This is a genomic window from Planktothrix sp., assembly GCF_046067725.1.
GTDB lineage: Bacteria > Cyanobacteriota > Cyanobacteriia > Cyanobacteriales > Microcoleaceae > Planktothrix.
The window spans coordinates 14772-37039 of the sequence record NZ_JBJUDF010000002.1 but is presented as its reverse complement, the minus strand read 5'-3'; the positions used below and the strand labels follow the sequence as shown (position 1 = coordinate 37039).

The window sequence follows — 22268 nt, the reverse complement described above, 5'->3', positions numbered from 1 at the left end:
TTTAATGGTTAACGATAGAGCCACAAACTAGCGTCGCATTCGTGAGTATCTTGACTCAGATAACGTAGTCAGTTAAGACTTAGGCTGGTCAACTAATTGAAGCTAGAGGTATGAAGCCCCGTCACTTCAGTGCGGGGTGCTGACCTCCTTTTTTAAGGATAATCAATCATTAAACAATCATAGTCCCTGACCGCAATTCATCCCACGCTGCCCTACCGGGTCAGACGTGGGGCACGAGTGCGGAAGAAGCTAAATTTTGAATGGTATCTAATCTGGGTGTTGATGAATTGATTATAGAGCAAGTTGATCGTTTTCCATCCAGTTACAACTAAACACCGATTGCTTGTTTCTCTTTAGTGTTAAAGATTAAAGACTGAAGCCTAACAAGGAATTGTCTGATTTGGATTATACTAAAATGAATCCAGTTAGATAAACTCAGCAATGATTAAAATTTTGCACCTTTCTGATATTCATTTAGGGAGTAGTTTTTCTCACGGTCGAATTAATCCTGAAACCGGGTTAAATAGCCGCTTAGAGGATTTTATCGCAACTTTGGGACGTTGTATTGATCGAGCGATCGCAGAACCTGTTGATTTAGTTTTATTTGGGGGAGATGCCTTTCCTGATGCGACCCCGGCTCCTTATGTTAAACAAGCGTTTGCGGCTCAATTTCGGCGGTTAGTGGATGCAGAAATTCCAACGGTTTTATTAGTGGGAAATCATGATCAACATTCCCAAGGACAGGGGGGAGCCAGTTTAGGAATTTATCGGACGTTAGGAATTCCTGGGTTTGTCGTTGGCGATCGCTTAGAAACCCATACTATTCTCACTCAAAATGGAGCGATTCAAGTCATTACTTTACCTTGGTTAACTCGCTCAACGTTATTAACTCGTCCTGAAACGGAAAAACTCTCATTAGAAGCCGTGAATCAACTTTTAATTGAACGTTTAACTGTTGCTTTAGAAGGAGAAATTCGCTGTTTAAATCCTGAGTTACCAACGGTTTTCTTAGGGCATTTAATGGTCGATAAAGCTAATTTAGGAGCCGAACGTTTTTTAGCCGTTGGTAAAGGTTTTAATATTCCCCTTTCCCTCTTAACTCGCTCTTGTTTTGAATATGTTGCGTTAGGTCATGTCCATAAACATCAAAATCTGAATCGCACCAATGATCCGCCTGTGATTTACCCAGGTAGTATTGAACGAGTTGATTTTAGTGAAGAGAAAGAAGAGAAAGGATTTGTTTTAGTTGAAATCGAAAAAGGAAAAGTCAATTGGGAATTTTGTCCGGTACCTGCTCGTGCATTTTGTACGATTAAAGTTGATCTGTCTAAAGCCGAAGACCCTCAAGAACTCTTAACAAAAACGATTCAAAAATATAAAATTGAACAAGCTGTTGTGCGCTTAATTTATCAAGTCCGTTCTGATCAATTAGACTTAATTAATCGAACGGAATTGCATCATCTTTTAACTAGCGCACACACCTATACCATTCAACCTGAATTAGTTAGTCAGTTAGCTCGTCCTCGTTTACCCGAATTGGATGCAGGAAGTAGCATTGATCCGTTAGAAGCGTTAAAAACCTATTTAAGCAGTCGAGAAGATTTACAAGGATTTCACTTGGAAATGGTGCAAGCAGCACAAATTTTATTAGCTGGGGAGAAATAGAATTAAGAGTCAGAAGCAGAGGGATTATTTTTCTGTCTCAAGGTGTGTTCAATTAAGCCAATTAAATGCTCGTGATTTGAGCTTGAGCCTGAATTTTCCTCTGGAGAACTTACTAAATTTTCTAGATTAGAAATTAAATTAGGGATTAACTCAGGGCGCATAGTTTTAGCTTGTTCAACAATTAAAATAATTAAATTAGGATCGTAACTATCAATCAGTTTCTCTAATTCCTTAATAACAAGTTCCGCCCGTTCTAACTTTAAGAGAATAGATCGAGCAATATGGGTTTCATTTTCAGCAATATCTTGAAGTTTTTGAGCATGAAATCTAAAATGATTTGCATTTTTATTCATCTGATGATTAACATTTAAAATTTGGTTTAGCATTTTATTTATTTCTGCATTAACCCTACTAAAACTTTGGGGAGTAGCTTGGGATTGGTAGGCAATAATAGAGGCTTGTACCGCCAAATGACGAATTTGTTGAAGAATCTTAGCAATAACATTACAGGAGGAATAAATCGATTCTAAGTCACTATAAATTAACTCACTAATCTGTTGAATATGGTTACTATTAGCCCGGATAGAATTAGTTTGACTAGAAATAGAATGGAAAGATTTATTAGTTTCCTTAATAACTAACTGACTTAACTGTAAAAAATCCTGATTAACCCCTGTAATTTTTTGTGCAGTTTCAAAGATTTTCTGTTGTTTTATTTTCAAGAAATCATCATAATTTTTTTTGATTTCCTTTTGTTTGGTTTGATAATATTTATTGCACTCTCTAACTTGATTTTTATCATATTCAACGCTCTGGAAATATTTTTGAATTTGAGCTTGTTGTTGGTGGATTAAATTTTGAGCATGATTGAACAGTTGATTTTGAGCTAATAATAAAGTTTGAATATCAATAATCCGATAAAATTTATTTTCAAAAATGACAACAATCGGCTCATAAATTAATTCTTTAGAGCGATTCAATACACTATTGACAGCATCTGAAATTTTACAATTTTGATCCAGCAACAACGCAGGAATCCTCAGATAATCGAGAAGCATTTGAATCGGTTGATTAAAATATAAATTTTCTCGCTGCGCAGTATTCACTTGTTCTCGAAACTTTGCCCGTGAAATCATTCCTAAGAAGTGGCGGTTATCCATGATAATAACGCCCGGTAAATCGGGGTTTTGGGCAAACTTCGTAGCTATACTTTGTCCTAAAGTGGTAGAACTGACTCTAAAGTCATAAGAAAGGACAGAAGCTAAGGTAGAATCAAAAGTGATGGGAGATTGGCTGCTCATTCATTTTGGCGGTTCAACGCAAACAGGAGTTTTTCCAAGATCATACTGATGAGGCAAGACTGTTATGTCCATCCTAGAACCGTAAACTCGCAACTAGCTATAAAAATGGCTACAATTTTTTTGCTTTTTCTTCCTCCTCCCCTATTCTTTAGAGTGACGGTTATATAAGCCTGTGGACGATGCCTTATACCAGCAGCTTCAACAAGAACGACTTCTGAATCAAGTTACGACTCAGATTCGTCAGAGCTTGGATTTATCGGTGATTTTGTCAACTGCGGTTCAACAGTTGCGACAATTTTTATGGGTTGATCGGTTGCTCATTTATCAATTTGAGCTAGAATACCTATCAACAATAGAAGCCCCTGAATCGGACTGCGGAGGAGAGGGAACCTTAGAACCATCATCGCAGTTCATGGCTCAAGAGGTCTCAGGATGTCCCCAGGGAAAAGTGACCTATGAAGATCGTTCTTCTCATGAGATTCTTTCCGTTTTAAATTTATCAGAAGATCAGTATTGTTTTAAACAGGATTGTAATTTTCTCAAGAAATATCGTCAAGGTTTGATTAAATCCGTTTCTAATCTGGAAGATGAGTATGCTTCCACGCCCTGTTTTATTGAATTTTTAAAACAATTTCAAGTTCAATCTCTCATTGTTGTTCCTATTTTGGTTCAAGACAATCTCTGGGGTCTATTAATTGCTCATCAATGTTTCAAACCCCGGAAATGGAAAACAATGGAAAAACGATTTTTAAAAAAAATTACTCAACATTTATCCATTGCCATTCACCAAGCCCAACTCTACGCCCAACTTCAACAACAAAAACAAACCCTAGAACAACGGGTCAGAGAACGGACACAAGCCCTTCATGATGCTTTATTAGGCGCACAATCTGCGAACCGAGCTAAAAGCCAATTTTTAGCAACCATGAGTCATGAATTACGCACCCCCTTAACTTGCGTGATCGGCATTTCAGAAACTTTATTACGCTATAGCGGTGAACAATCAACTCATTATAAAATGTCCCTAGATCAGCAACAACGATATTTAAAAACCATTCATGATAGTGGTGAAAAATTATTAGAAATGATTAATGATATTTTAGATCTATCAGAAGTAGAAGCAGGAAAAACAGTTTTACAAATTAGTGAATTTTCTTTATCAAAATTAGTCAAAAAAAGCTTAAAATATTTTCAGAAAAAAGCGGAGTATAATCAAATTGAACTAACCAGTAAAATCCAAGTGAAGCCACAGCAAAATCGTTTTACCGGAGATGAAGATAGGATTCGGAAAATTATATTTAACTTATTAGAAAATGCCATAAAATTTACGCCCAGAGGCGGACGAGTTACCTTGAAACTTAAGGTAGATAATAATATTGCTATTTTAAAAATTGAAGACACGGGAATTGGGATTCCTGATGATAAAAAACCGTTATTATTTGAAAAGTTTCAGCAGTTAAATTCCGCTTATGACCGTCAGTATGAAGGGACAGGTTTAGGATTAGCCTTAACAAAACAACTGGTTGAATTACATGGCGGTGCAATTCATGTTGAATCCAAAGTGGGTGTTGGTTCTATCTTTACCGTACACTTACCCGCTTTACCTTTAATGTCTAAAAAATCTTACGGTGAAATCACCGCATCTCCTTTTAAAACTTCGTTGCCTTCAGTTTATTTTAATTCTCCTCATCGCAAATGTGTTTTAATTGAACGGGATGAAGAAACCGCCACTTTAATTTGTGATTTATTAACCGCCGCCGGATATCAAGTGGTTTGGTTAACAGAAGGGTTTACCGCCGTTAAACAAATTGAACTCTTACAACCGGATGCTGTGATTATTGACCTAAATTTACCCGGACAATTCAGCCATGAAATTCTTAATCAACTTCATCATCAACCCCAAACCCAAACCATTAAAATTTTAGCATTAACCGATGAAAGCTGCTTGCTTGAGTCCAAACTTAACCCATCCTTTGAATATTATGATTGTTTAGTTAAACCGATTCAACCGGACGAATTACTCAATAAAATGATAACCTTAAAAATGACTTAACTTTTAACTCATTTTACCCATGAAACCAGAGATTTTGTCAACCTTAAAACAGGGATTAATTGTATCCTGTCAAGCTCCTGTTGATTCTCCATTGCATGATCCGATTGTGATTGCAGCGATGGCTAAAGCCTCCGTTAATCGCGGTGCTGTGGGGGTGAGAATTGATACTCCTACTCAGATTGAAGCGGTGCGTCAACAAGTTTCTCAACCGATTATTGGCTTATGGAAACAACAAATTCCAGGGTTTGACGTTTATATTACGCCTCGATTTGAAGATGCGATCGCCGTTGCTAAATCTGGGGCGGATATTATTGCTATTGATGCGACATTGCGAGAACGTCCCCAAGGAGAAACGGTTCAAAATTTAATTACTAAAATCCATCAAGAATTAGGCAAATTAGTCATGGCGGATGTCGATAGTTTAGAAGCTGCTAAAATTGCCGCAGACGCAGGTGCGGATTGTGTGGGAACAACATTATATGGTTATACCCAAGCCACCCAAGATCAGTCTCCCCCCAGTTTTGAATTATTAACCCAAATGGTGAACCAGTTACAAGTTCCTGTTATTTGTGAAGGGGGAATTTCTTCCCCTGAAATGGCAAAAACTGCCTTAGAGTTAGGAGCTTATGCTGTTGTTGTTGGCGGTGCAATTACCGGAATTGATCTTTTAGTTCAAGCTTATCAAAAAGCTGTTGCTTCATCCAAGAATCGGGAATAGGGAAACTAAAAAAATACAGAAAAACTGCTTATTTTATCGGGTGATAATGATCCAGAAATCGTTGATCTAATTTAGCTAATAATGCTCCTAGTGTTTCAGAGATAATACTCACTAACCGATAAAAAGCAATCACACTTAATAAAATTGGGGCTGAAAAATGTTGACCCAATAATGCTAAAGCAGTGGCTTCAAAAACCCCTAATCCTCCGGGGGCACCCGGAACCAATAATCCTAATAACCAAGAAAAACTATAAGCTCCCAATAACAAAGGAAGTTGCTCCAGATGCAGAGGTTGTAATGCTAGGAAGGTAAACATAAACCCGCCCCATCTTAATAAAATAAACCCAACTTCTCCCAAAAGCGGTCTGAAGGGATAATGGTGTAATTGGCAGAAATTTTCTTCATCAAGATTAGATAATTTATTTTTGAATTTTGATTTTTCTAAAAATTTAAGAATAGGGTTTAAAACAATAGGATGAATTCCAATACCTAGAGCAATTAAACCGAGAATTTGTAACATCCAATAAGGACTTCGATAGCTAATTAAAGCTACTCCCAAGGCTGCCGTTGCCATCATTAACGGTTCTAGTAATACACTTAAAGCCGCCACTCCTAGAGCCACACCAGAGTCTTTCATGGCTACAATTCGCCCATAAAAATGCCAAATATTCCCCGGTAAATATTTAGCAATATTCGTAATTAAATAAACTTGTAATCCCCAACGTGCTCTAACAGGTTGCTTGAACTCCTTCACGATTCCTAACCACACCCATGCTGACCAAAGATTGGCAAAAAGCGTTAGCACCAGGGCTAAGGTGAGATACATCCATCCCGTTGAGGTAATCTCAATTTCTGAAATTTCTTGCCAATGCTTTTTAAAATTGGCAGCCAGGAAAAATAATGTTCCCCCTAAAATCAACCATCTTAAGTAAGGTTTAACCAAACCTAGAAGCACTTTCAAAGGTTTTAATAACCCTCCAGAGGATAGAAACTTGATATCGGCTTGAGGCTGCTTACTTTTAAGTTTTGTGGGTTGCATTTTAGAGTCCTAATGAATGAGTTGAAGCAGTAGGTTGATAACTAGAAATCACTCGTCCTACCCCCCGCAACTGTTGGAAATAATACTGAATACAGGCATCTCCTGCTGGTGATAAAACATCTATTTTAATTCCATTGCGACCATATTCACGTCCTGAACTATGAATATATTGCCTGTTTCCTAAGTACAATCCGACATGGGTTGCCTTCTGGGGCGTTCCAAAAAAGATTAAATCTCCAGGGAGAAGACCAGAAAAATTTAATGATTCTTGATTAAAATCAATCGGTTGTGTAAAAGCCTCCTGTTGATAAGCATCTCTGGGTATCCATATTCCGACAGAGGTAAATGCTGCTTGCATTAAACCTGAACAGTCATAATGAGGGCCAACTGTTCCTCCCCAAAGGTAGTGATTGGGGGTTGCCATTGCAGCTTGAGTAAACTGAATCACTTGAGGAATTTTAGCTTGAATGTCAGCCTCAGACCATACCGGCGCAGAATAAAGTTGAGTTGCAATGTCAAGTTGATTTTGATCGCCCCTGCGTAACCAAGCAGTGTAATTATCTTCGCAGAGTTGTACTAAAATACTCGTTGAACGATTAATCTGATTTTGTTGTTCAGGAAGCAAACGTAAATGACGTCCTTTTCCCGCTTGCGTCGCTAAGGTTTGACACTCGCTCGAATCATAGAGATCTAAATTCTCTCTACAAATATACTCAATCGCATCTGATAAACATTCAACCATGATAGATGAGTCGATAAAAGAATAGATATTCACTGCCAACTGTTAACTCTTAATCGTCAACCATTAACAACAATGACTTTTTTTCATTCCGATGAACAATTAGAAACTCTGGGCAAGGGCATTATAGATGCAACGCGCACACAATTTCCAGGTTTAGCTGCCAATCAAGTTGCCATGACCTGGTTAGTGTATGACCCCCCGATTCCTGTTAATACCGGAGGGGCTTTAACCCCGGAAGACTTTTGGAAATATCCGGTTCGTGGATTTAATTATCGGGGAATTGAACGAATTTATCCCGCTAGTCTTGTGAAATTGTTTTATTTATTGGCTGTTTTTGAATGGAAAGAGAAGGGGATGTTACGCACGACGCCCGAATTAGAACGAGCTACTAGAGATATGATCATTGATTCGAGTCATGATGCCACCAGTTTAGTGGTTGATGTGTTAACCGGAACTACCAGTGGCCCAGAATTATCGGCAGGGCCGTTTGAAACCTGGAAAAGTCAACGCAATTTAGTCAATCGTTATTTACAAACCCTCAACTGGCCGGAATTGGAATCGATTAATGTCAATCAAAAAACTTGGTGTGAGGGAGCCTACGGTCGGGAACGTATTTTTCTAGGGGAATTAATGGAAAATCGCAATATGTTAACGACCAATGCAACGGCGCGATTATTGCATAGTATTATTGGCGGCGTTGCGGTTTCTTCTATCGCTGCGGGTCAGATGATGAAATTGATGAAACGGAGTCTTGACCCCAAAGAGTTAGCTGAAAAGCCAGAGAATCAAGTCACCGGTTTTCTCGGTGGTGGACTTCCTAAAACTGCAAAATTGTGGTCAAAAGCGGGGCATACCAGCCAAGTTCGTCATGATGCTGCCTATATTGAACTTCCTTCAATTCGACCCTATATATTAGTAGTTTTTACCGAAGGAAAAGCCCAAAGTAAAAATAATGACCTTTTACCGTTTATTTCACAAAAGGTTTTAGAAGCCATGAAAACCCTATAGTTCTCTGGATTCAATCGTTAACTAACTCTTAATCAAGGCAATGTCTTAGTTGTAACGTTCAATCCCCAAAGGCGATCTAGATCTAAACTAGCACTGCGGCTAAACATTCGTTGTTGAGCAATGGCTAATCAGAAACAGGAATTGTCAAGAGTTCTGACCTTTGTATAAAATTGGCTTAATGTTGCCAAATAAAATCAGCAATTCTCGCAGGCTTTGGAAACTGGGGTTCTTCCTTTTGAGATTGAAATAGGATAGATTTTTGTCGGAAAGGATTATTTGTTAATCGTCTTTTTACACGGTTAGGAATTCCATATCCATAAACAATATGACCTTGACCTGCTAAGACAATAACCTGAAAATCCGGGTTGTTTTTAACAAAATTTGCGATCGCATCCGCCATGGTTTCATCCCATAGAATTTGAGCTTGAAAAAATCGCTCAAAATTCTGACTGTTACTGTGATTTCCTTGAAGATGTTGTTGATAAATCTTCAATAACATTTCTCGATATTCAGAAGATGTGAGATCGATTTCTGACAAAGGTGGAATATATTCTTGTTCAGATTTTGTTAAACTTTCTAACCCTTCTCGTGCTACTTTGCGGGTGATTTCTGTGGGGGTATTAAGGGCTAAAACAGGAATTTTGTTAGTTTGAGAAAATCGTAATATTTGAGCGTAGTTTTCCCAAGGAAACCCCCAACGTTGATGATATTGGCTTTGTTCTATTAATTGAGATTCTGTTATTTCTCCCTTTAAATATTGATCTAAAACATTTTGATAGGGACGTTGAAACATCTCCATTGCGATCGCAATTTTAGGATTTTTTTGATATAATGTCTGGATCATTTGCAATTGAGCTTGATGATCTTCAACGTTATTGTGAGTTTCTCCCAAATAAATCACCTGCGCTTGGCTTAATTCTTGAATCAAATTATTTCGATTCATTGAAGTAACAATAACGGGAGCATCTGATAAAGGAACTGCCAACCCAGGTTGAGTTAAAGTTGGCAGACTAAATAATAAGTAAATTCCCAAAGAATAGGTTAAAACTGGTGTTAATGAATAAAGGTTCATCTGCTATTTTTGACTCTAATTAAACATTATCGAAATTTTTACTCTGATCAGAATTTCTGCTTTTTACTCTCTACTGGTTCTATTGTCTTGATGAACCACTCCAGCCCGAAAAACTCGACCAATCACATCTTCAATGGGAGGATCACTCACGGTTAAATCAAGGACATTAAATTCTGCTAATATTTTAGCAACGGTTGTGGTTAAGGTATCCCGTTCTACTAATAATCGTACTACTTGACCTTCCATTGATTCTATATCGCCATAAGTTAATAATTTCTGACGACACCCTTCTAACATTTCTCCTGAACAATGTTCTAATTCAATTTTCACTTCTCGATAGGGAGCAAATCGTTCTAATAATCCTTCTAAACTGCCATCATAAATTAATAATCCTTGATGAATTAAAATCACCCGTTTACACAATGCCGTAATATCCGCCATATAATGACTTGTTAATAACACTGTTGCTTGATAACGGCGATTATATTCGGCTAAAAATTCCCGTACATTCACTTGAGCATTAACATCTAATCCTAACGTGGGTTCATCTAAAAATAAGACTTGGGGACGATGTAATAAAGCTGCCATTAATTCCGCTTTCATTCGTTCCCCTAACGACAGTTTTCGCACGGGTTGTTTTAATTTTCCTTCTAAGGATAACATTTCGGTTAATTCCCCGACCCGTTGGCGATATTCTGCATCGCAAAGACCATAAACGGCTGCATTAATTTTCAAAGAATCTAAGACAGGTAAATCCCAGATTAATTGTTGTTTTTGCCCCATGACTAAGGTGATTTTTTGTAAAAACTTAGACTGACGTTTAAAGGGGATATGATGAGCGACTTCGACAAATCCACTAGAGGGATAAATTAACCCGGTTAGCATTTTTAAAGTAGTGGTTTTCCCGGCTCCATTTGCCCCTAAAAACCCGACTACTTCTCCAGATTCAATTTTAAAAGAAACGCCTTGAACTGCCTGTATATTTCGATAGGTACGTTTAAAAAAATGACGAATTGTTCCTTGAAATCCGGGTTCTTTAATGGCAACCGGATAAACTTTACTTAATTGTTCAGCAACAATAATTGACATAGTTGATTTCAAATTTTCTGCTTAGGTATCAGAAACCGGGTTTCTGTCGTGATCTTTCGTTGTTGAATTCAGATTGTTTGAGAAACCCGGTTTCTTGTTAGAAAATTTTAGGGTGCGCTGACAATTAAGTGTAACGCACCCTAGATGGAATAATTGCAGCCTAATCTAAAGCCAATCAATTAATTAAATACATTTTCTGAACTAGACGAGGGATCACTTCCACCTTTGACTCTGGCTTTAGCTTTAGCGGCGCTGCGTTTGAGGGCTTGAAGTCGTGCTTCATAACGAGCTTTTTGACGTTTTTTCGGTGTTTGATCGACTAAGGTTTTTAACGCACTTCCTAAACTTTTGTAAGCATTGGGTAAGGTATAACCGAAACGAGTGGCTAGAGAAATAGCTTTTTCATCGGCGTCTAACGCTTCCTGTAGGGTACGTTCTCCGTTATTTTTTTGATAAAGACGATAGCCGGAAACCCCACATAATGCTAAGGCTAATAATAATAGCAGTCCGTCCTGTACCCACAGTTCTCCGACGGCGCCACCTAAACCAATGGCTAAGGCTGCCATTTCCCAACCATCTCTGGGAATAGTATCATTTTGAATCCGGGCGACTTCATGCCAAAATAGCAAATTGCGCTGATCCATTGCCAACTGTTCCCAACGAACCAAGTCAATTTGAATTTCAACTTGATCCTTGCCAATTTCTTCGCAACGGACGAGAGGGGGGTTGACTTCGACGGTTTTCTCCACCGTTACCCAACTCTGCAACTCAGGGGGAAGTAAGCCTTTTAGTCGCCGGAGTTCGCTCATTTCGGCTCTGGCAGTGGAGGTTGCATAGGATGTCATAGTTTCCGGCTCAACGAAATTTCCAAAAACAACGAGTTGTATTTGATCTTATTCTATCGCAGTTCGTTTGCAACTATCTGGAGACAGTTAACGGTTAACCGTCAACCTTGTTTAAAAACTCTCGGATGTTTTGTAAATAGGTTTCGGGATCTTCTAACATGGGAAAATGGGCGGTGTCTTTGAGAATGGCTAACTGAACTTTAGGGTTCAAATCGGCGGCTTTTCGTCCCATTTCGGCGGGAATAATTTGATCATGTTCTCCAGCAATTAATAAGGTGGGAACGGTTAATTTTTTGAATTCTTCGGGTAGCCATTCTGTTGCTTCTTTACAAACCGAGGTTAAAACGGTTCCATAGGCGGCATCAAAATCTGCTAATAAGAAATCTTCTAAAAAAGCTTGACTTAAAGGGCGAGGAATAGGTCGGTGAAGAAATCGAGCCATAAACATTTTATCAACCCCTGGAATTAAAGTTAACCATTTGGGGCGAAACATGACGACATAACGGCTAAATTTGTGGAAGGCATTAAAGGTTTTTTCGTCATATTCAAAAATGCCGCTACAGGTTAAAATTGCTTTTTTGACTCGTTCGGGATATCGATTTAAAAATAAGACGGCGATGGAACCGCCCATGGAGTGAGCATTGAGATAAATTTGATCTAAATTTAACTGATCTAATAAGGTACATAAATCTTCAGCATATTCAATTAATTCATAACGTTCTGATGCGCCTGTATCGGTAACGGCTAGGGGTAAATTTGACCGTCCAAACCCTCGCAAATCATAAATTAAACAATCAAAATCTTCGGATAAGGCTTGGGCGGTGGTTTCCCAATACCGTCCTGAACCGCCCCAACCATGAATAAACACCATCACGGGTTTTGTTCCGGGTTTAGAATGGGCTGTTGTTATCCACTCGCAGTAATGGTCTACGCCATTAACAGAAATTAAGGTTTTATTTAGATTTGTGGCTACGGTCATTTTCCTAAAGGTTAAATCCATAAGCTTGATTTTAAAATATTTTGAATAAAGGTTGCGGCGGTTGTTGGTGTTGCTGTTTTTATTCCAGTTGATGTTTCATGGTTCCACCATCCTTTTGTGGTTTGGGGCGATCGCCATATTTCTAAATGTTCAACGGCTGGATCTGCATAAAAACTTTGGTTTCCGCTTCCTAATAATGCTGAACTCCAATGGGTAAAATAATCATGGCTGATTCGATAAATTGGGAATTTTCCCACTAATGGAACTCCCCAACCATCAATAGCAATTAACCCTGTAACTGTCCTTCCCAAATGTTGCCAAGCCAAAGCGGCCCCTATTGCTCCCACAACGCCAGCACTAAAACTAATAATTAGTATAGCAGATTTAGGGTTATTTTGTCGAATAAAATCATAAATATCAAAACTTGAATAAGCCGGATATTCATGAGTTGGAAAAATTAATAATTCTCCTAATTGTTGTTGTTCTCTCCAATTTTCTATAATTCCATTTAAAAAACATTCTGTTAATTTAATTTCATGAATACCCGGACAAATTAATAACATTTGTTAACGGTTGACAGTTGACAGTTGACAGTTGACAGCGATCAAGAACCCCCTTCTCCCCCTGCTCCCCCTTCCCTATCCCCCCATAGGGGATGTTAAACTTTTAAGGAGAGTTTGTCATAGGAAGAGAACATCTCCCTGGAAGGACTCTTTCTTCAGCACTTGAACGTGAGGACAAAAACGTGGTTGCGACTCCTGAAAAACTGGAAACTATTCCTTCAGCATCTACCCCGACAGAAGGTCAAAATCGAGTGGCGGTTTTGCTCATGGGTTATGGTGAAGTCGAAAGTTATGAGGACTTTGCTAATTATAACGAACAAGCGTTAAATCTGTTAACCGCTAAATTTGCCCCTGTTCCCACTTGGATTTATCCGCCTTTGGCTAAACTTTTAGCAATGTTTGATCTCCATGAATGGAGTCATCAACATGGTAATTTTATTTCTCCCCATAATGCAATTTTTGAGAAACAACGGGCGGGAATTGAGCAACATTTAAAAGAAAAATGGGGCGATCGCATTAAAGTATTTAAAGCCTTTAACTTTTGCGCTCCTTTCCTTCCTGAACAGGTTTTAACTGAAATTAAAGCCGAAGGATTTGATAAACTCTTGATTTATCCTTTATTAGTTGTTGACTCTATTTTTACCAGTGGCATTGCCGTTGAACAGGTGAATAAAGCCTTAGAAAAGTTAGCCGATACAGATGAACATTGGGTGAAAGGTCAACGTTATATTCCTTCGTTTTATAATGAACCTGCCTATATTCAACTGCTAGAACAGTTAGTAGAAGATAAGATTCAGCATGAACTAATTCAAGCTTATCTTCCCTCTCAAATTGGCATTGTTTTAATGAATCATGGATGTCCCCATAAAGCCAAAGGGTTTACTTCAGGAATTGATGAAAGTCAAGCGTTGTATGAGCAGGTACGGGAAACGTTAATTAACCGTTATCCGTTAATTTCTGTGGGTTGGTTAAACCATGACACTCCGTTAATTGAATGGACTCAACCTAACGCTCAATTAGCCGCGAAGAATCTCATTGAATTAGGGGCAAAAGCGGTGGTATTTATGCCCATTGGATTTGCCACAGAAAACCATGAAACGTTGTTAGATGTTGAACATATTATTGAGGCGTTACGTCGCCAATATTCTGATATTAAATATGTTCAAATGGAATGTGTCAACGATCATCCAGAATTTCTGAAAATGGCAGCAGATTGGGCAAATCCCCAAATTGAAGTGCTGTTCAATGAAATGGCTTTAGCGGTTAATCCGTCTTTGGCGAATGTTCATAGCCATGATGATCACCATCATAGCCATGATCATGATCATCACCATCATCATGATCATGGTCATCACCATCACCACCATTAAGGATTAAAAATGGGTGTTGGTTAAGAGTTAGTCACCAACACCCGATACGAGTAATTAACGGGGTTTAACTAAAAAGAGAATGGTATCAAAATTAACGGAGTTACCAAATCGTTGAGAATAAATCACGTTATATCGTTTCTTGATTGTGTTAGTCACAGTTTCTCTGTCTAAACCGTGCGGTTCATAATACACGATCCAGTAACGGGATTGAGTGGGCGGTAAATTATCAAACATTTTAGGCAGAAAGCTGGGCCCTTCTTCGCGGGTAGGAGGTATTTTTCCTGATGCCATTATGTGTAAGGATGAAGAGCCTTTGTAGTAGCGAGGAAGAGCTAAATGGGGTTCCCACTCATCAGCAAAAAATCCAATCACATCTCCCGGTTTTTCCTGTTGTTGAATCAGTTGAGCAACTCCTTTCCAATCATCATGGTAAATGACTTTATAGTAATGATTTAATCCTCCAGCAACTGCTATGAAATAAACAAGCCCAATTCCAAATGCAATGGCTCGATAGTGTCGCCACAACTGCTGAAAACCAACGGCTAGTAAAATTAGGTAATAAGGTGCTACAAAAATTAAGTAGCGGTCTCTCCAAATAGAACTTAAAACATGGGAAATGATCACCAGTAGAAGGCTGGGAAATAAAGCCCAAATTACAACCCAGAGTAGTTTAGGGGGATTTGTTTTTTCTTGAATTTGATCCTTAACTGTGAGTAAACTAATGCCGAGCAAAAATACCATTATTAAGGCATAAATGCCGTAAAATAACAGGCGAGTTTCGTTACGTGTCCAACTGGCTAAACTGAAGTCTAATTCCCTTAATTTATATAGATTAGTCAAGGGCCAGAAAGCAGTGAATTCAACGAGACTAGAGGGAATGGCTCCCAGACCGGGTTTAGCTTGATAGACAACCCAACCTGTCATAAATCTAGGGGTGGCTTTCCAAAGAACATAGGCAAAGGGCAACCAAAATAAACCGATTAAAATTAAGCCTTTTCCTAACTTGCGAAATCGATGTCTTTGCTCCCGAAATTTCCAGCCCAATAAAATTAAGTCTGCTAGTAATAGCAAAATATTTAAGGGCGTTGTTAACAAAGCTAAACCTCTAGCAAGAATCCAAGATCGAAAAGAATATTTTGTGGTGTTTTCTAAGATATCAATGAGGGCGAGAGTTCCCCATAAGGTTAAAAAGGTACTCAAGGAATACATCCGAATTTCTTGAGCATAGCCCACAAATAGGGGGGAAACTGCCATTACAAAAGCAGCCATTAAACCAACAGAACGAGATGCAACTTTTAACCCTAGTAAATAGGTGAGATAAACACTCCCTAAGCTAAACGGAACCGATAACAATCTTAACCAAGTATCACTGGTTCCGAAAACCATCCACAACCGTAGCAATACATAATAAAGGGGGCGAGTTCCTAATCGTAATTGTTCGGCATCTCGAATACTAAAGTTTTCATCAATCCAAAGGCTTTCTGTTCCGATTTGATATAAACGTAAGGCAGTTGATAAAACGAGGATTACAAGAATAGGAATCCAAGGACAAACCTTTGAATCTGATAGTTCTTTTGGTAGAAGCTGAGAACTCAGGATTTCTTTGTTTGATAGTTTCATATTTTAAGTGAGTGGTCTTAAATATTTCAACAACAAACGATATTTGTTGCTGATACTGAATTGAAAACATGACAAGATTAACTAACAAGCAAGATATATTGCTGGTAGCCAATTGATAAATGATGAAAAATTCAAAAACAAACTTAATTTGCTGAGGGCAATTCCGGGTGCAATCAGAATAACTTTAACAATGAGACAGGCAAAATCCTTTATTCAATAGATAGTCGCAGGTTGATCAATTAGAGGTTAAGTAGACTCAATGAATCTGGGTACAAACCGATTTTATTATTAAGATAGGATCCCTGAACATGACTCTAGCATAGCTTCATCAATCCGGCCAGTATTTTTTTAAATTAATAGAGCTTAAAAAATTGGCAGATTTGTTAAATTTAAGTCTGTATCTTTTTTAACTCAATACTTGAGACAGTCACTAATAGCCACATCCTTTACACCGTATAATTTTTGGCTATTATTTTCTAGCTGTATTTCCATAAACTTTGGTTAAAATTGTCGTGACCAGTCGGATAACCAGCGTTCAACAACAACTTTGGTTTGGGTGAAAAACTCAACGGCGTGCTGTCCTTGACCATGTAAATCTCCAAAAAAGCTATCTTTCCAGCCACTAAAAGGAAAGAATGCCATCGGTGCCGCCACCCCAATATTAATGCCAATATTTCCCGCCTGAGCTTCATAGCGAAATTTTCTCGCTGCTGCTCCACTCCGGGTAAACAAACAAGCCATATTGCCATATTGACTTTGATTCACAAAAGTGATCGCTTCTTCAATCGTATTCAGATGAATTAAACTTAAGACAGGGCCGAAAATTTCTGTGCGGGCCAGTTCTCCCAGGGGGTTAATGTCTTCTAAAATTGTTGGACGCACAAAATAACCTTGTTCATAACCGGAAATTTTGGGATTTCTGCCATCAATTAAAATTTTAGATCCTTCATCTTTTCCCTGTTGAATTAATCTTTCAATTCGAGTTTTACTTTGGGCGGAAATCACGGTTCCCATTTGTACAGTTTCGTCTAATCCATAGCCAACAATTCGAGTTTCTGCGGCGGTGGCGATCGCATCTGTAAAACTGTCTTTAGCTTGACCAACGGTAATGGCAATAGATGTGGCTAAACAACGTTGTCCGGCGCAACCAAAGGCGCTATCGGCGATAATTTTTGTGGTCATTTCTAAATCCGCATCCGGTAAAATAATCACTGGATTTTTAGCTCCACCTTGACATTGTGCCCGTTTTCCATTGGCTGCTGCGCGACTATAAACATATTGAGCAACGGGAGTGGAACCTACAAAACTAATGGCTTTAATATTAGGATGATCTAAAATAGCATCAACAGTTTCTTTGGCTCCATTAACTAAATTAATCACCCCTGGCGGTAATCCGATTTGATCAATTAAAGTAAATACTTTTTGCATCGTTAAGGGTACTTTTTCCGAGGGTTTAATAATACAAGTATTACCACAGGCGATCGCATAAGGAAAGAACCAAAAGGGAATCATCCCCGGAAAATTAAACGGAGCAATAATTGCGACAACGCCTAACGGTTGACGAATCATAATTTCATCAATTCCCCTAGCAATATCTTCTGAATTGTAACCTTGAATTAAAGTCGGAACTCCGCAAGCTACTTCAATATTTTCGATAGCTCGTTGGAGTTCAGCCACAGATTCTGCTAAGGTTTTTCCACATTCCAGGGTAATCGTTTGAGCTAATTCTTGTTGATTTTGTTCGAGTAAGTCTCGCAGTTTAAATAAATAACGGATGCGTTCTGTTACAGGGGTTCTTCGCCAGGAAGTAAAGGTTTGTTGGGCGATTGCAGCTACATCATTAAGTTCTGTTGCAGGAGATAGGGGAACTTTTGCTAATAGTTCTAAGGTCGCTGGATTAATCACATCCAGAGTTTCTTTCCCTGAAGAGTAACACCATTGACCGTTAATATAGTTGGGAATAATTGGGGTTTTTGTCATGGTTTTAATGTCCTAAAATAGATGATTAATTATTTGGTTCCAAATAAGCGATCGCCTGCATCTCCTAAACCTGGAATAATATAGCCATGTTCATCTAAATGATCATCAATAGCTGCGGTATATAAAGGAACGTCAGGATGATAGGAATGGAAATGATCAATGCCTTCTGGAGAGGCAATTAAACATAAAAATTTAAGAGATAATGGGTTGGCTTGTTTCAATCTTTGAACCGCAGCAACGGCAGTATTTCCAGTAGCAATCATGGGATCAACCACTAATATATCTCGTTCTTCTACATCATCAGGGAGTTTAAAATAATATTCAATTGGAATAAAGGTTCTAGGATCTCGATATAACCCAATATGTCCAACTCTAGCGGAGGGAATTAATTCTAAAATCCCATCTAAAATTCCTTGACCTGCCCGCATAATAGAAACAATTACCATTTTTTTCTCTGAAGCTAAAATCGGGGCTGCCATTGTCGCAAGTGGTGTTTTGATTAACTCTTGACGCAGAGGTAAATTACGGGTAATTTCATAAGCTAATAACATACTAATTTCTCGTAGCAATTGGCGAAACTTAGCCGTACTGGTTTGTTCTCGTCGCATCAAAGTTAGTTTATGTTGAATGAGAGGGTGTTGAATAATCGTAACGTTCGGATACATAAGTAATGAATGAGGTTGAATCGGTGATTATAATGGAGATGGAATTAACTCATAGACGTTTAGAAACCTGGTTTTTCTGTCATTCCTGATGACTATCAATCAATTTTAAACTTGTAGAGATTTCCAACACTGATCTACTTCTTGACTCAGGTTTAAGAGGTGACGACGAAGGTTAAATAGTCTCATAATTTGAGAACTAATTAATTTTAAAGATTCTGTTTGTGATCGAGCTAAATTGCGAGGCATAGAATCCATAACACATAACGTTCCAATGGCAAACCCTTCATCAGTTATTAAGGGATAACCTCCATAAAAGCGAATTTTAGGTTCGGATATAACCCAAGGATTATTAATAAATCGTTCATCTTCTAAGGTGTCAGGAACGATCATTAAATCCGTTTGTAATATACAATAAGAACAAAAGGCAATATCTCTTGAGGTTTCTGATGGCATCGGGCCAATAATCGACTTAAACCACTGACGATCCCGATCCAGTAAACTAATTAAAGCAATAGGTGTTTTACAAATATAGGTTGCGAGAAGGGTGAGTTCATCAAAAGCGGGTTCTGAGTTTGTATCCAATATTTTATAGTCATAAAGTGCATCTAATCGTTCTGTTTCGTTGTCGGGAACCCAAGCAGCTATCATAATAGGAGCAACCTAAAGTCAACAGTTGCTATTGTATCTTAATTTTAGTTTTTTAGTAAGAATATCCAATTCTATGATATTGAGACGAATCAAATTGTTAACACCTCGTGTTCTGAGTTTAACAACTTTAATCAGTAGTTGGATTGGGATTAATGAATCTATGCTTCCCGTACAAGCTGAAGTGATTTTTTCTTCAGGCGAAGGCAATGGTTCCTTTGGATTACTGAGTGATTTTGATGGCCAATACTTTTTAGGACAACAACAAATTGGCTATGAGTTTATTACCCAAGAACCGATTGAAATTCATCAAATTCATTGGAGTGGTCAATATTTTCCTGATGGGAAACCGACAACGGATAAATTTTCAATCAGAATCTTTAAAATTGTTGAAGAAAAACCGGAAATTATGCCCCAAATTAATGTTAAATTAACGGAAGTTCGCCCAACTCAAACGGATATTGAGCGGTTTTCCCATCCGGTTTTTAATTATGTAGGTTTAGTACAACCGTTTAGGTTAGAAATAGGACGTTATTTGCTATCAATTGTTAATCATACTCAGAACCATTCTGATGATTGGTTATGGATGACAAGTGATCCGAAAACTCAGTTACCAGGTGTTGATATAAAAATTTTTTTTCGAGATCAGGATGGGATGGCTTGGAAAAGCGGATTAACAGGGAAAATGTCCTTTACAATTCTAGGTGAACCCGCTTCCAATTCTAATCATTAAAATCAAGCTCAGAGGGAAATTACTCATCAGTTTTCAAGTTTTTTTCTAGGGCATTATTACCTATAAGGAGTAATAATAAAATCAGGCTCAGTTTAATTAACCAAGGTGTAGCCACAAAAAACCAAATCATACAGATGACACCCATCAAAGTTGCTAAAAGTTTGGGTAAGTCATCTAGTTCCCATTGGGGATTACCCAGACTGACCCAAACAGCAATACAACTCATCAACAAAGGAATCAAGCAAATCGGAACCATTGTAATTATGTTTTAATGGAGCTTATTCATCGTATCCTTTATTACACATTTTGTTCCAGTTGCTCCTGATAGACTTCTAAAATTTAACATTTATATATAAAGATAGAAGGGGCTGGAGAGCAGAACCTATAAAAACCTTGGATTTAGCGTTATACTAACTAAAAAAATAGCCGTTGAGTGTTGATCATGTTAGGCAAATTTTTCAATAAACCGACTGCTGATGAAAGTGCTCGTGTTCCACCCGGACAATATCTGACTAAAGGATTTCCGGTTTTAACCTATGGGGAAACCCCCCAAGTTTCTATTGAAAATTGGCAGTTAAAAATTTGGGGTTTAGCTACACCTAAAACCTTTAGATGGTCTGATTTAATGGCAATGCCTCAAAGCCATTTTACCGCCGATTTTCATTGTGTAACTCACTGGTCAAAATTAGATGTACAGTGGACGGGAATTAAAGTGACTGATTTTATGAAATATGTTGACGTTTATCCCCAAGCGGTTCATATTATGGAACACTGTTATGGCGGGTATACAACTAATATTTCAATAGAGGATTTTTTACGAGAAGAAAACTTTTTTGCTCATCGAGTTTTTGATGAACCGTTATCCCAGGATCATGGAGGGCCTCTGCGGTTAGTGGTTCCTCATTTATATGCTTGGAAAAGTGCTAAATGGATTAATGGCTTAGAATTTCTTGATCATGAAGAATTGGGCTTTTGGGAACGAAATGGCTATCATAAAAGGGGGGAACCTTGGGAAGAAGAACGCTATAGCGATTAGTTTTAAGCTCTAAAAACTCTGGGTAACAGTTGGGTTTTTGATTCTTGAACCCAACTTATCCCCTAAATTTGGTATAATCATTCTAGTGCTAATCTTAATTACCCTTAACGATTATGACTCTAACAAAAACTGAAGCAAGACAACTTTTAGAACGGATGATCTTTGATGATGAACATCCGCGAGACTGGGTACAGGATGTGTGGGATATGAGCCCCATGTTAGGAGAAAGTGCTGCACGACTTTTGGATGCGTTTGATATGTTAATCGACTGTTCTTCGGAAGAAAAATTAGAGAATTTAGTTCAAAGTTTATATGCAGAACGTTTAGAATCAACTTAAAATTAACGGTTTATTAAAAAATCGAATGTCTGACAGCCTTTCTCACTTTCACATTTCCCCCTGGTTAACTCCCATTGCTTATTTTTTATCTTGTCGTTTGATTATTCCATGCTATTTTAAGAGGATTAAAATTGAGGGTCAGGATTATTTACCCCAAACAGGTGCCGCCATTCTCGCACCGACTCATCGGTCGCGATGGGATGCCATTTTATTAGCATATGCGGCGGGACGTTGGGTGACGGGACGAGACTTAAGATATATGGTTTTATTACAACAAACTCAGGGGTTTCAAGGATGGTTTATTCAACGTTTGGGTGGGTTTCCCATTAACCGAGAAAACCCTGGAAAATCAAGTATTCGCTATAGTATTGAACTTTTAAAACAAGAACAAATTTTAGTTTTATTTCCTGAAGGACATATTTTTTTAGATCCCGAACTTCATCCAATTCAACCCGGAGTCGCACGAATTGCATTACAAACCTTATCCCAAAAACCTGATTTAGACTTAAAAATTATTCCCATTAGTATTCGTTATGATTCTCCTGCTCCCATTCATCAAGGGTCTTCTGTACACATAAAAATTGGTTTTCCTCTTCAGGTTAATGATTATATTCAACCCTCCATTAAAGCCGCTACAAACTTTTTAACTTACGATTTAGAAATGGCGTTAAAAACCTTACATCATCAATGATTCATTCTCGATTAACGGGATCAAGCGATGCTTCAAGGTTTAGCGGGAGAATCCTTTTAAAAATTTGACTTTTCTGATAAAATTTTAAACCATATCCTCCATAGAAAATTTTATTT

Annotated in this window: 22 protein-coding genes; 9 read left to right on the top strand and 13 right to left on the bottom strand. The window is 38.1% G+C overall.

Annotated features, from left to right (window positions below; all coding sequences use genetic code 11):
* The first annotated feature begins 441 nt into the window (after nt 1–441).
* Entirely contained in the window at nt 442–1665 is a 1224-nt protein-coding gene (gene sbcD / locus ACKPEB_RS00220; protein ID WP_408962747.1) for an exonuclease subunit SbcD, read from the top strand.
* Nucleotides 1666–1667: 2 nt separating this feature from the next.
* Here the strand turns inward: sbcD and ACKPEB_RS00215 are convergent, their stop codons facing one another.
* Nucleotides 1668–2966 carry a hypothetical protein gene (locus ACKPEB_RS00215; protein ID WP_408962746.1) on the bottom strand — a complete coding sequence of 433 codons (1299 nt, stop codon included), beginning with the start codon at nt 2964–2966 and terminating at the stop codon, nt 1668–1670.
* A gap of 172 nt (nt 2967–3138) precedes the next feature.
* Here ACKPEB_RS00215 and ACKPEB_RS00210 point away from each other — a divergent pair, with 172 nt between their 5' ends.
* Together ACKPEB_RS00210 and ACKPEB_RS00205 are read left to right on the top strand one after the other, a co-directional pair.
* Nucleotides 3139–5019 carry an ATP-binding protein gene (locus tag ACKPEB_RS00210; protein ID WP_408962745.1) on the top strand — a complete coding sequence of 627 codons (1881 nt, stop codon included), beginning with the start codon at nt 3139–3141 and terminating at the stop codon, nt 5017–5019.
* Between the two features lie 19 nt (nt 5020–5038).
* Nucleotides 5039–5737 carry an N-acetylmannosamine-6-phosphate 2-epimerase gene (locus tag ACKPEB_RS00205; protein ID WP_408962744.1) on the top strand — a complete coding sequence of 233 codons (699 nt, stop codon included), beginning with the start codon at nt 5039–5041 and terminating at the stop codon, nt 5735–5737.
* Nucleotides 5738–5765: 28 nt separating this feature from the next.
* Here the strand turns inward: ACKPEB_RS00205 and ACKPEB_RS00200 are convergent, their stop codons facing one another.
* On the bottom strand, nt 5766–6776 hold the full coding sequence (locus ACKPEB_RS00200; protein WP_408962743.1) for a YbhN family protein: 1011 nt from the start codon (nt 6774–6776) through the stop codon (nt 5766–5768).
* 1 nt (nt 6777) lies between these two features.
* Nucleotides 6778–7518, bottom strand: a complete 741-nt coding sequence (locus tag ACKPEB_RS00195; RefSeq protein ID WP_408962741.1) for an NlpC/P60 family protein — start codon at nt 7516–7518, stop codon at nt 6778–6780.
* Nucleotides 7519–7590: 72 nt separating this feature from the next.
* On the opposite strand from ACKPEB_RS00195, the gene ACKPEB_RS00190 reads away from it, so the two are divergent.
* Nucleotides 7591–8526, top strand: coding sequence for a serine hydrolase (locus tag ACKPEB_RS00190; RefSeq protein WP_408962740.1), 936 nt, complete (start codon nt 7591–7593; stop codon nt 8524–8526).
* A 175-nt stretch (nt 8527–8701) separates the two neighbouring features.
* On the opposite strand, the gene ACKPEB_RS00185 is transcribed toward ACKPEB_RS00190, so the two are convergent.
* The 5 genes from ACKPEB_RS00185 to ACKPEB_RS00165 all read right to left on the bottom strand — a co-directional run bounded on the left by ACKPEB_RS00185 (nt 8702) and on the right by ACKPEB_RS00165 (nt 13074).
* Nucleotides 8702–9598 (bottom strand): ChaN family lipoprotein, encoded by an 897-nt coding sequence (locus tag ACKPEB_RS00185; protein WP_408962739.1) that lies wholly within the window; start codon nt 9596–9598, stop codon nt 8702–8704.
* A gap of 63 nt (nt 9599–9661) precedes the next feature.
* A complete protein-coding gene (locus ACKPEB_RS00180; protein ID WP_408962737.1) occupies nt 9662–10687 on the bottom strand; it encodes an ATP-binding cassette domain-containing protein in 1026 nt (341 codons plus the stop codon).
* 179 nt (nt 10688–10866) lie between these two features.
* On the bottom strand, nt 10867–11532 hold the full coding sequence (locus tag ACKPEB_RS00175) for a DUF3318 domain-containing protein (protein WP_408962736.1): 666 nt from the start codon (nt 11530–11532) through the stop codon (nt 10867–10869).
* Between the two features lie 94 nt (nt 11533–11626).
* A complete protein-coding gene (locus ACKPEB_RS00170) occupies nt 11627–12511 on the bottom strand; it encodes an alpha/beta fold hydrolase (RefSeq protein ID WP_408962735.1) in 885 nt (294 codons plus the stop codon).
* 11 nt (nt 12512–12522) lie between these two features.
* Nucleotides 12523–13074 carry a hypothetical protein gene (locus tag ACKPEB_RS00165; protein ID WP_408962734.1) on the bottom strand — a complete coding sequence of 184 codons (552 nt, stop codon included), beginning with the start codon at nt 13072–13074 and terminating at the stop codon, nt 12523–12525.
* A gap of 182 nt (nt 13075–13256) precedes the next feature.
* On the opposite strand from ACKPEB_RS00165, the gene ACKPEB_RS00160 reads away from it, so the two are divergent.
* Nucleotides 13257–14444 carry a ferrochelatase gene (locus ACKPEB_RS00160; protein WP_408962733.1) on the top strand — a complete coding sequence of 396 codons (1188 nt, stop codon included), beginning with the start codon at nt 13257–13259 and terminating at the stop codon, nt 14442–14444.
* Between the two features lie 54 nt (nt 14445–14498).
* Here the strand turns inward: ACKPEB_RS00160 and ACKPEB_RS00155 are convergent, their stop codons facing one another.
* From ACKPEB_RS00155 to ACKPEB_RS00140, 4 genes are all read right to left on the bottom strand, one after another.
* Nucleotides 14499–16064, bottom strand: coding sequence for a hypothetical protein (locus tag ACKPEB_RS00155; protein WP_408962732.1), 1566 nt, complete (start codon nt 16062–16064; stop codon nt 14499–14501).
* 501 nt (nt 16065–16565) lie between these two features.
* Complete coding sequence (locus tag ACKPEB_RS00150) at nt 16566–18044, bottom strand: CoA-acylating methylmalonate-semialdehyde dehydrogenase (protein ID WP_408962731.1); 1479 nt, start codon at nt 18042–18044, stop codon at nt 16566–16568.
* A gap of 29 nt (nt 18045–18073) precedes the next feature.
* Nucleotides 18074–18709, bottom strand: a complete 636-nt coding sequence (gene upp, locus ACKPEB_RS00145; protein WP_408962730.1) for a uracil phosphoribosyltransferase — start codon at nt 18707–18709, stop codon at nt 18074–18076.
* A 105-nt stretch (nt 18710–18814) separates the two neighbouring features.
* On the bottom strand, nt 18815–19357 hold the full coding sequence (locus tag ACKPEB_RS00140; protein ID WP_408962729.1) for a GAF domain-containing protein: 543 nt from the start codon (nt 19355–19357) through the stop codon (nt 18815–18817).
* A 94-nt stretch (nt 19358–19451) separates the two neighbouring features.
* Between ACKPEB_RS00140 and ACKPEB_RS00135 the strand changes: the two genes are divergently transcribed.
* On the top strand, nt 19452–20087 hold the full coding sequence (locus ACKPEB_RS00135; RefSeq protein WP_408962728.1) for a hypothetical protein: 636 nt from the start codon (nt 19452–19454) through the stop codon (nt 20085–20087).
* Between the two features lie 19 nt (nt 20088–20106).
* Here the strand turns inward: ACKPEB_RS00135 and ACKPEB_RS00130 are convergent, their stop codons facing one another.
* Nucleotides 20107–20343, bottom strand: a complete 237-nt coding sequence (locus tag ACKPEB_RS00130; protein WP_408962727.1) for a hypothetical protein — start codon at nt 20341–20343, stop codon at nt 20107–20109.
* Between the two features lie 186 nt (nt 20344–20529).
* Here ACKPEB_RS00130 and ACKPEB_RS00125 point away from each other — a divergent pair, with 186 nt between their 5' ends.
* The 3 genes from ACKPEB_RS00125 to ACKPEB_RS00115 all read left to right on the top strand — a co-directional run bounded on the left by ACKPEB_RS00125 (nt 20530) and on the right by ACKPEB_RS00115 (nt 22152).
* A complete protein-coding gene (locus tag ACKPEB_RS00125) occupies nt 20530–21123 on the top strand; it encodes a sulfite oxidase-like oxidoreductase (RefSeq protein WP_408962726.1) in 594 nt (197 codons plus the stop codon).
* Nucleotides 21124–21236: 113 nt separating this feature from the next.
* Nucleotides 21237–21461, top strand: a complete 225-nt coding sequence (locus ACKPEB_RS00120) for a hypothetical protein (protein WP_408962725.1) — start codon at nt 21237–21239, stop codon at nt 21459–21461.
* A 25-nt stretch (nt 21462–21486) separates the two neighbouring features.
* Nucleotides 21487–22152, top strand: a complete 666-nt coding sequence (locus tag ACKPEB_RS00115; protein ID WP_408962724.1) for a lysophospholipid acyltransferase family protein — start codon at nt 21487–21489, stop codon at nt 22150–22152.
* The last annotated feature ends 116 nt before the right edge of the window (nt 22153–22268 follow it).

Excerpts from the sequence above, each read along its gene's own strand:
- sbcD (WP_408962747.1), top strand. The coding sequence starts at position 442 with ATGATTAAAATTTTGCACCTTTCTGATATTCATTTAGGGAGTAGTTTT.
- ACKPEB_RS00140 (WP_408962729.1), bottom strand. The coding sequence starts at position 19,357 with ATGATAGCTGCTTGGGTTCCCGACAACGAAACAGAACGATTAGATGCA.
- ACKPEB_RS00170 (WP_408962735.1), bottom strand. The coding sequence starts at position 12,511 with ATGACCGTAGCCACAAATCTAAATAAAACCTTAATTTCTGTTAATGGC.
- ACKPEB_RS00120 (WP_408962725.1), top strand. The coding sequence starts at position 21,237 with ATGACTCTAACAAAAACTGAAGCAAGACAACTTTTAGAACGGATGATC.
- ACKPEB_RS00175 (WP_408962736.1), bottom strand. The coding sequence starts at position 11,532 with ATGACATCCTATGCAACCTCCACTGCCAGAGCCGAAATGAGCGAACTC.
- ACKPEB_RS00215 (WP_408962746.1), bottom strand. The coding sequence starts at position 2,966 with ATGAGCAGCCAATCTCCCATCACTTTTGATTCTACCTTAGCTTCTGTC.
- ACKPEB_RS00125 (WP_408962726.1), top strand. The coding sequence starts at position 20,530 with ATGTTAGGCAAATTTTTCAATAAACCGACTGCTGATGAAAGTGCTCGT.
- ACKPEB_RS00115 (WP_408962724.1), top strand. The coding sequence starts at position 21,487 with ATGTCTGACAGCCTTTCTCACTTTCACATTTCCCCCTGGTTAACTCCC.
- ACKPEB_RS00155 (WP_408962732.1), bottom strand. The coding sequence starts at position 16,064 with ATGAAACTATCAAACAAAGAAATCCTGAGTTCTCAGCTTCTACCAAAA.
- ACKPEB_RS00130 (WP_408962727.1), bottom strand. The coding sequence starts at position 20,343 with ATGGTTCCGATTTGCTTGATTCCTTTGTTGATGAGTTGTATTGCTGTT.
- ACKPEB_RS00190 (WP_408962740.1), top strand. The coding sequence starts at position 7,591 with ATGACTTTTTTTCATTCCGATGAACAATTAGAAACTCTGGGCAAGGGC.
- ACKPEB_RS00180 (WP_408962737.1), bottom strand. The coding sequence starts at position 10,687 with ATGTCAATTATTGTTGCTGAACAATTAAGTAAAGTTTATCCGGTTGCC.
- upp (WP_408962730.1), bottom strand. The coding sequence starts at position 18,709 with ATGTATCCGAACGTTACGATTATTCAACACCCTCTCATTCAACATAAA.
- ACKPEB_RS00150 (WP_408962731.1), bottom strand. The coding sequence starts at position 18,044 with ATGACAAAAACCCCAATTATTCCCAACTATATTAACGGTCAATGGTGT.
- ACKPEB_RS00200 (WP_408962743.1), bottom strand. The coding sequence starts at position 6,776 with ATGCAACCCACAAAACTTAAAAGTAAGCAGCCTCAAGCCGATATCAAG.
- ACKPEB_RS00165 (WP_408962734.1), bottom strand. The coding sequence starts at position 13,074 with ATGTTATTAATTTGTCCGGGTATTCATGAAATTAAATTAACAGAATGT.
- ACKPEB_RS00205 (WP_408962744.1), top strand. The coding sequence starts at position 5,039 with ATGAAACCAGAGATTTTGTCAACCTTAAAACAGGGATTAATTGTATCC.
- ACKPEB_RS00195 (WP_408962741.1), bottom strand. The coding sequence starts at position 7,518 with ATGGTTGAATGTTTATCAGATGCGATTGAGTATATTTGTAGAGAGAAT.
- ACKPEB_RS00185 (WP_408962739.1), bottom strand. The coding sequence starts at position 9,598 with ATGAACCTTTATTCATTAACACCAGTTTTAACCTATTCTTTGGGAATT.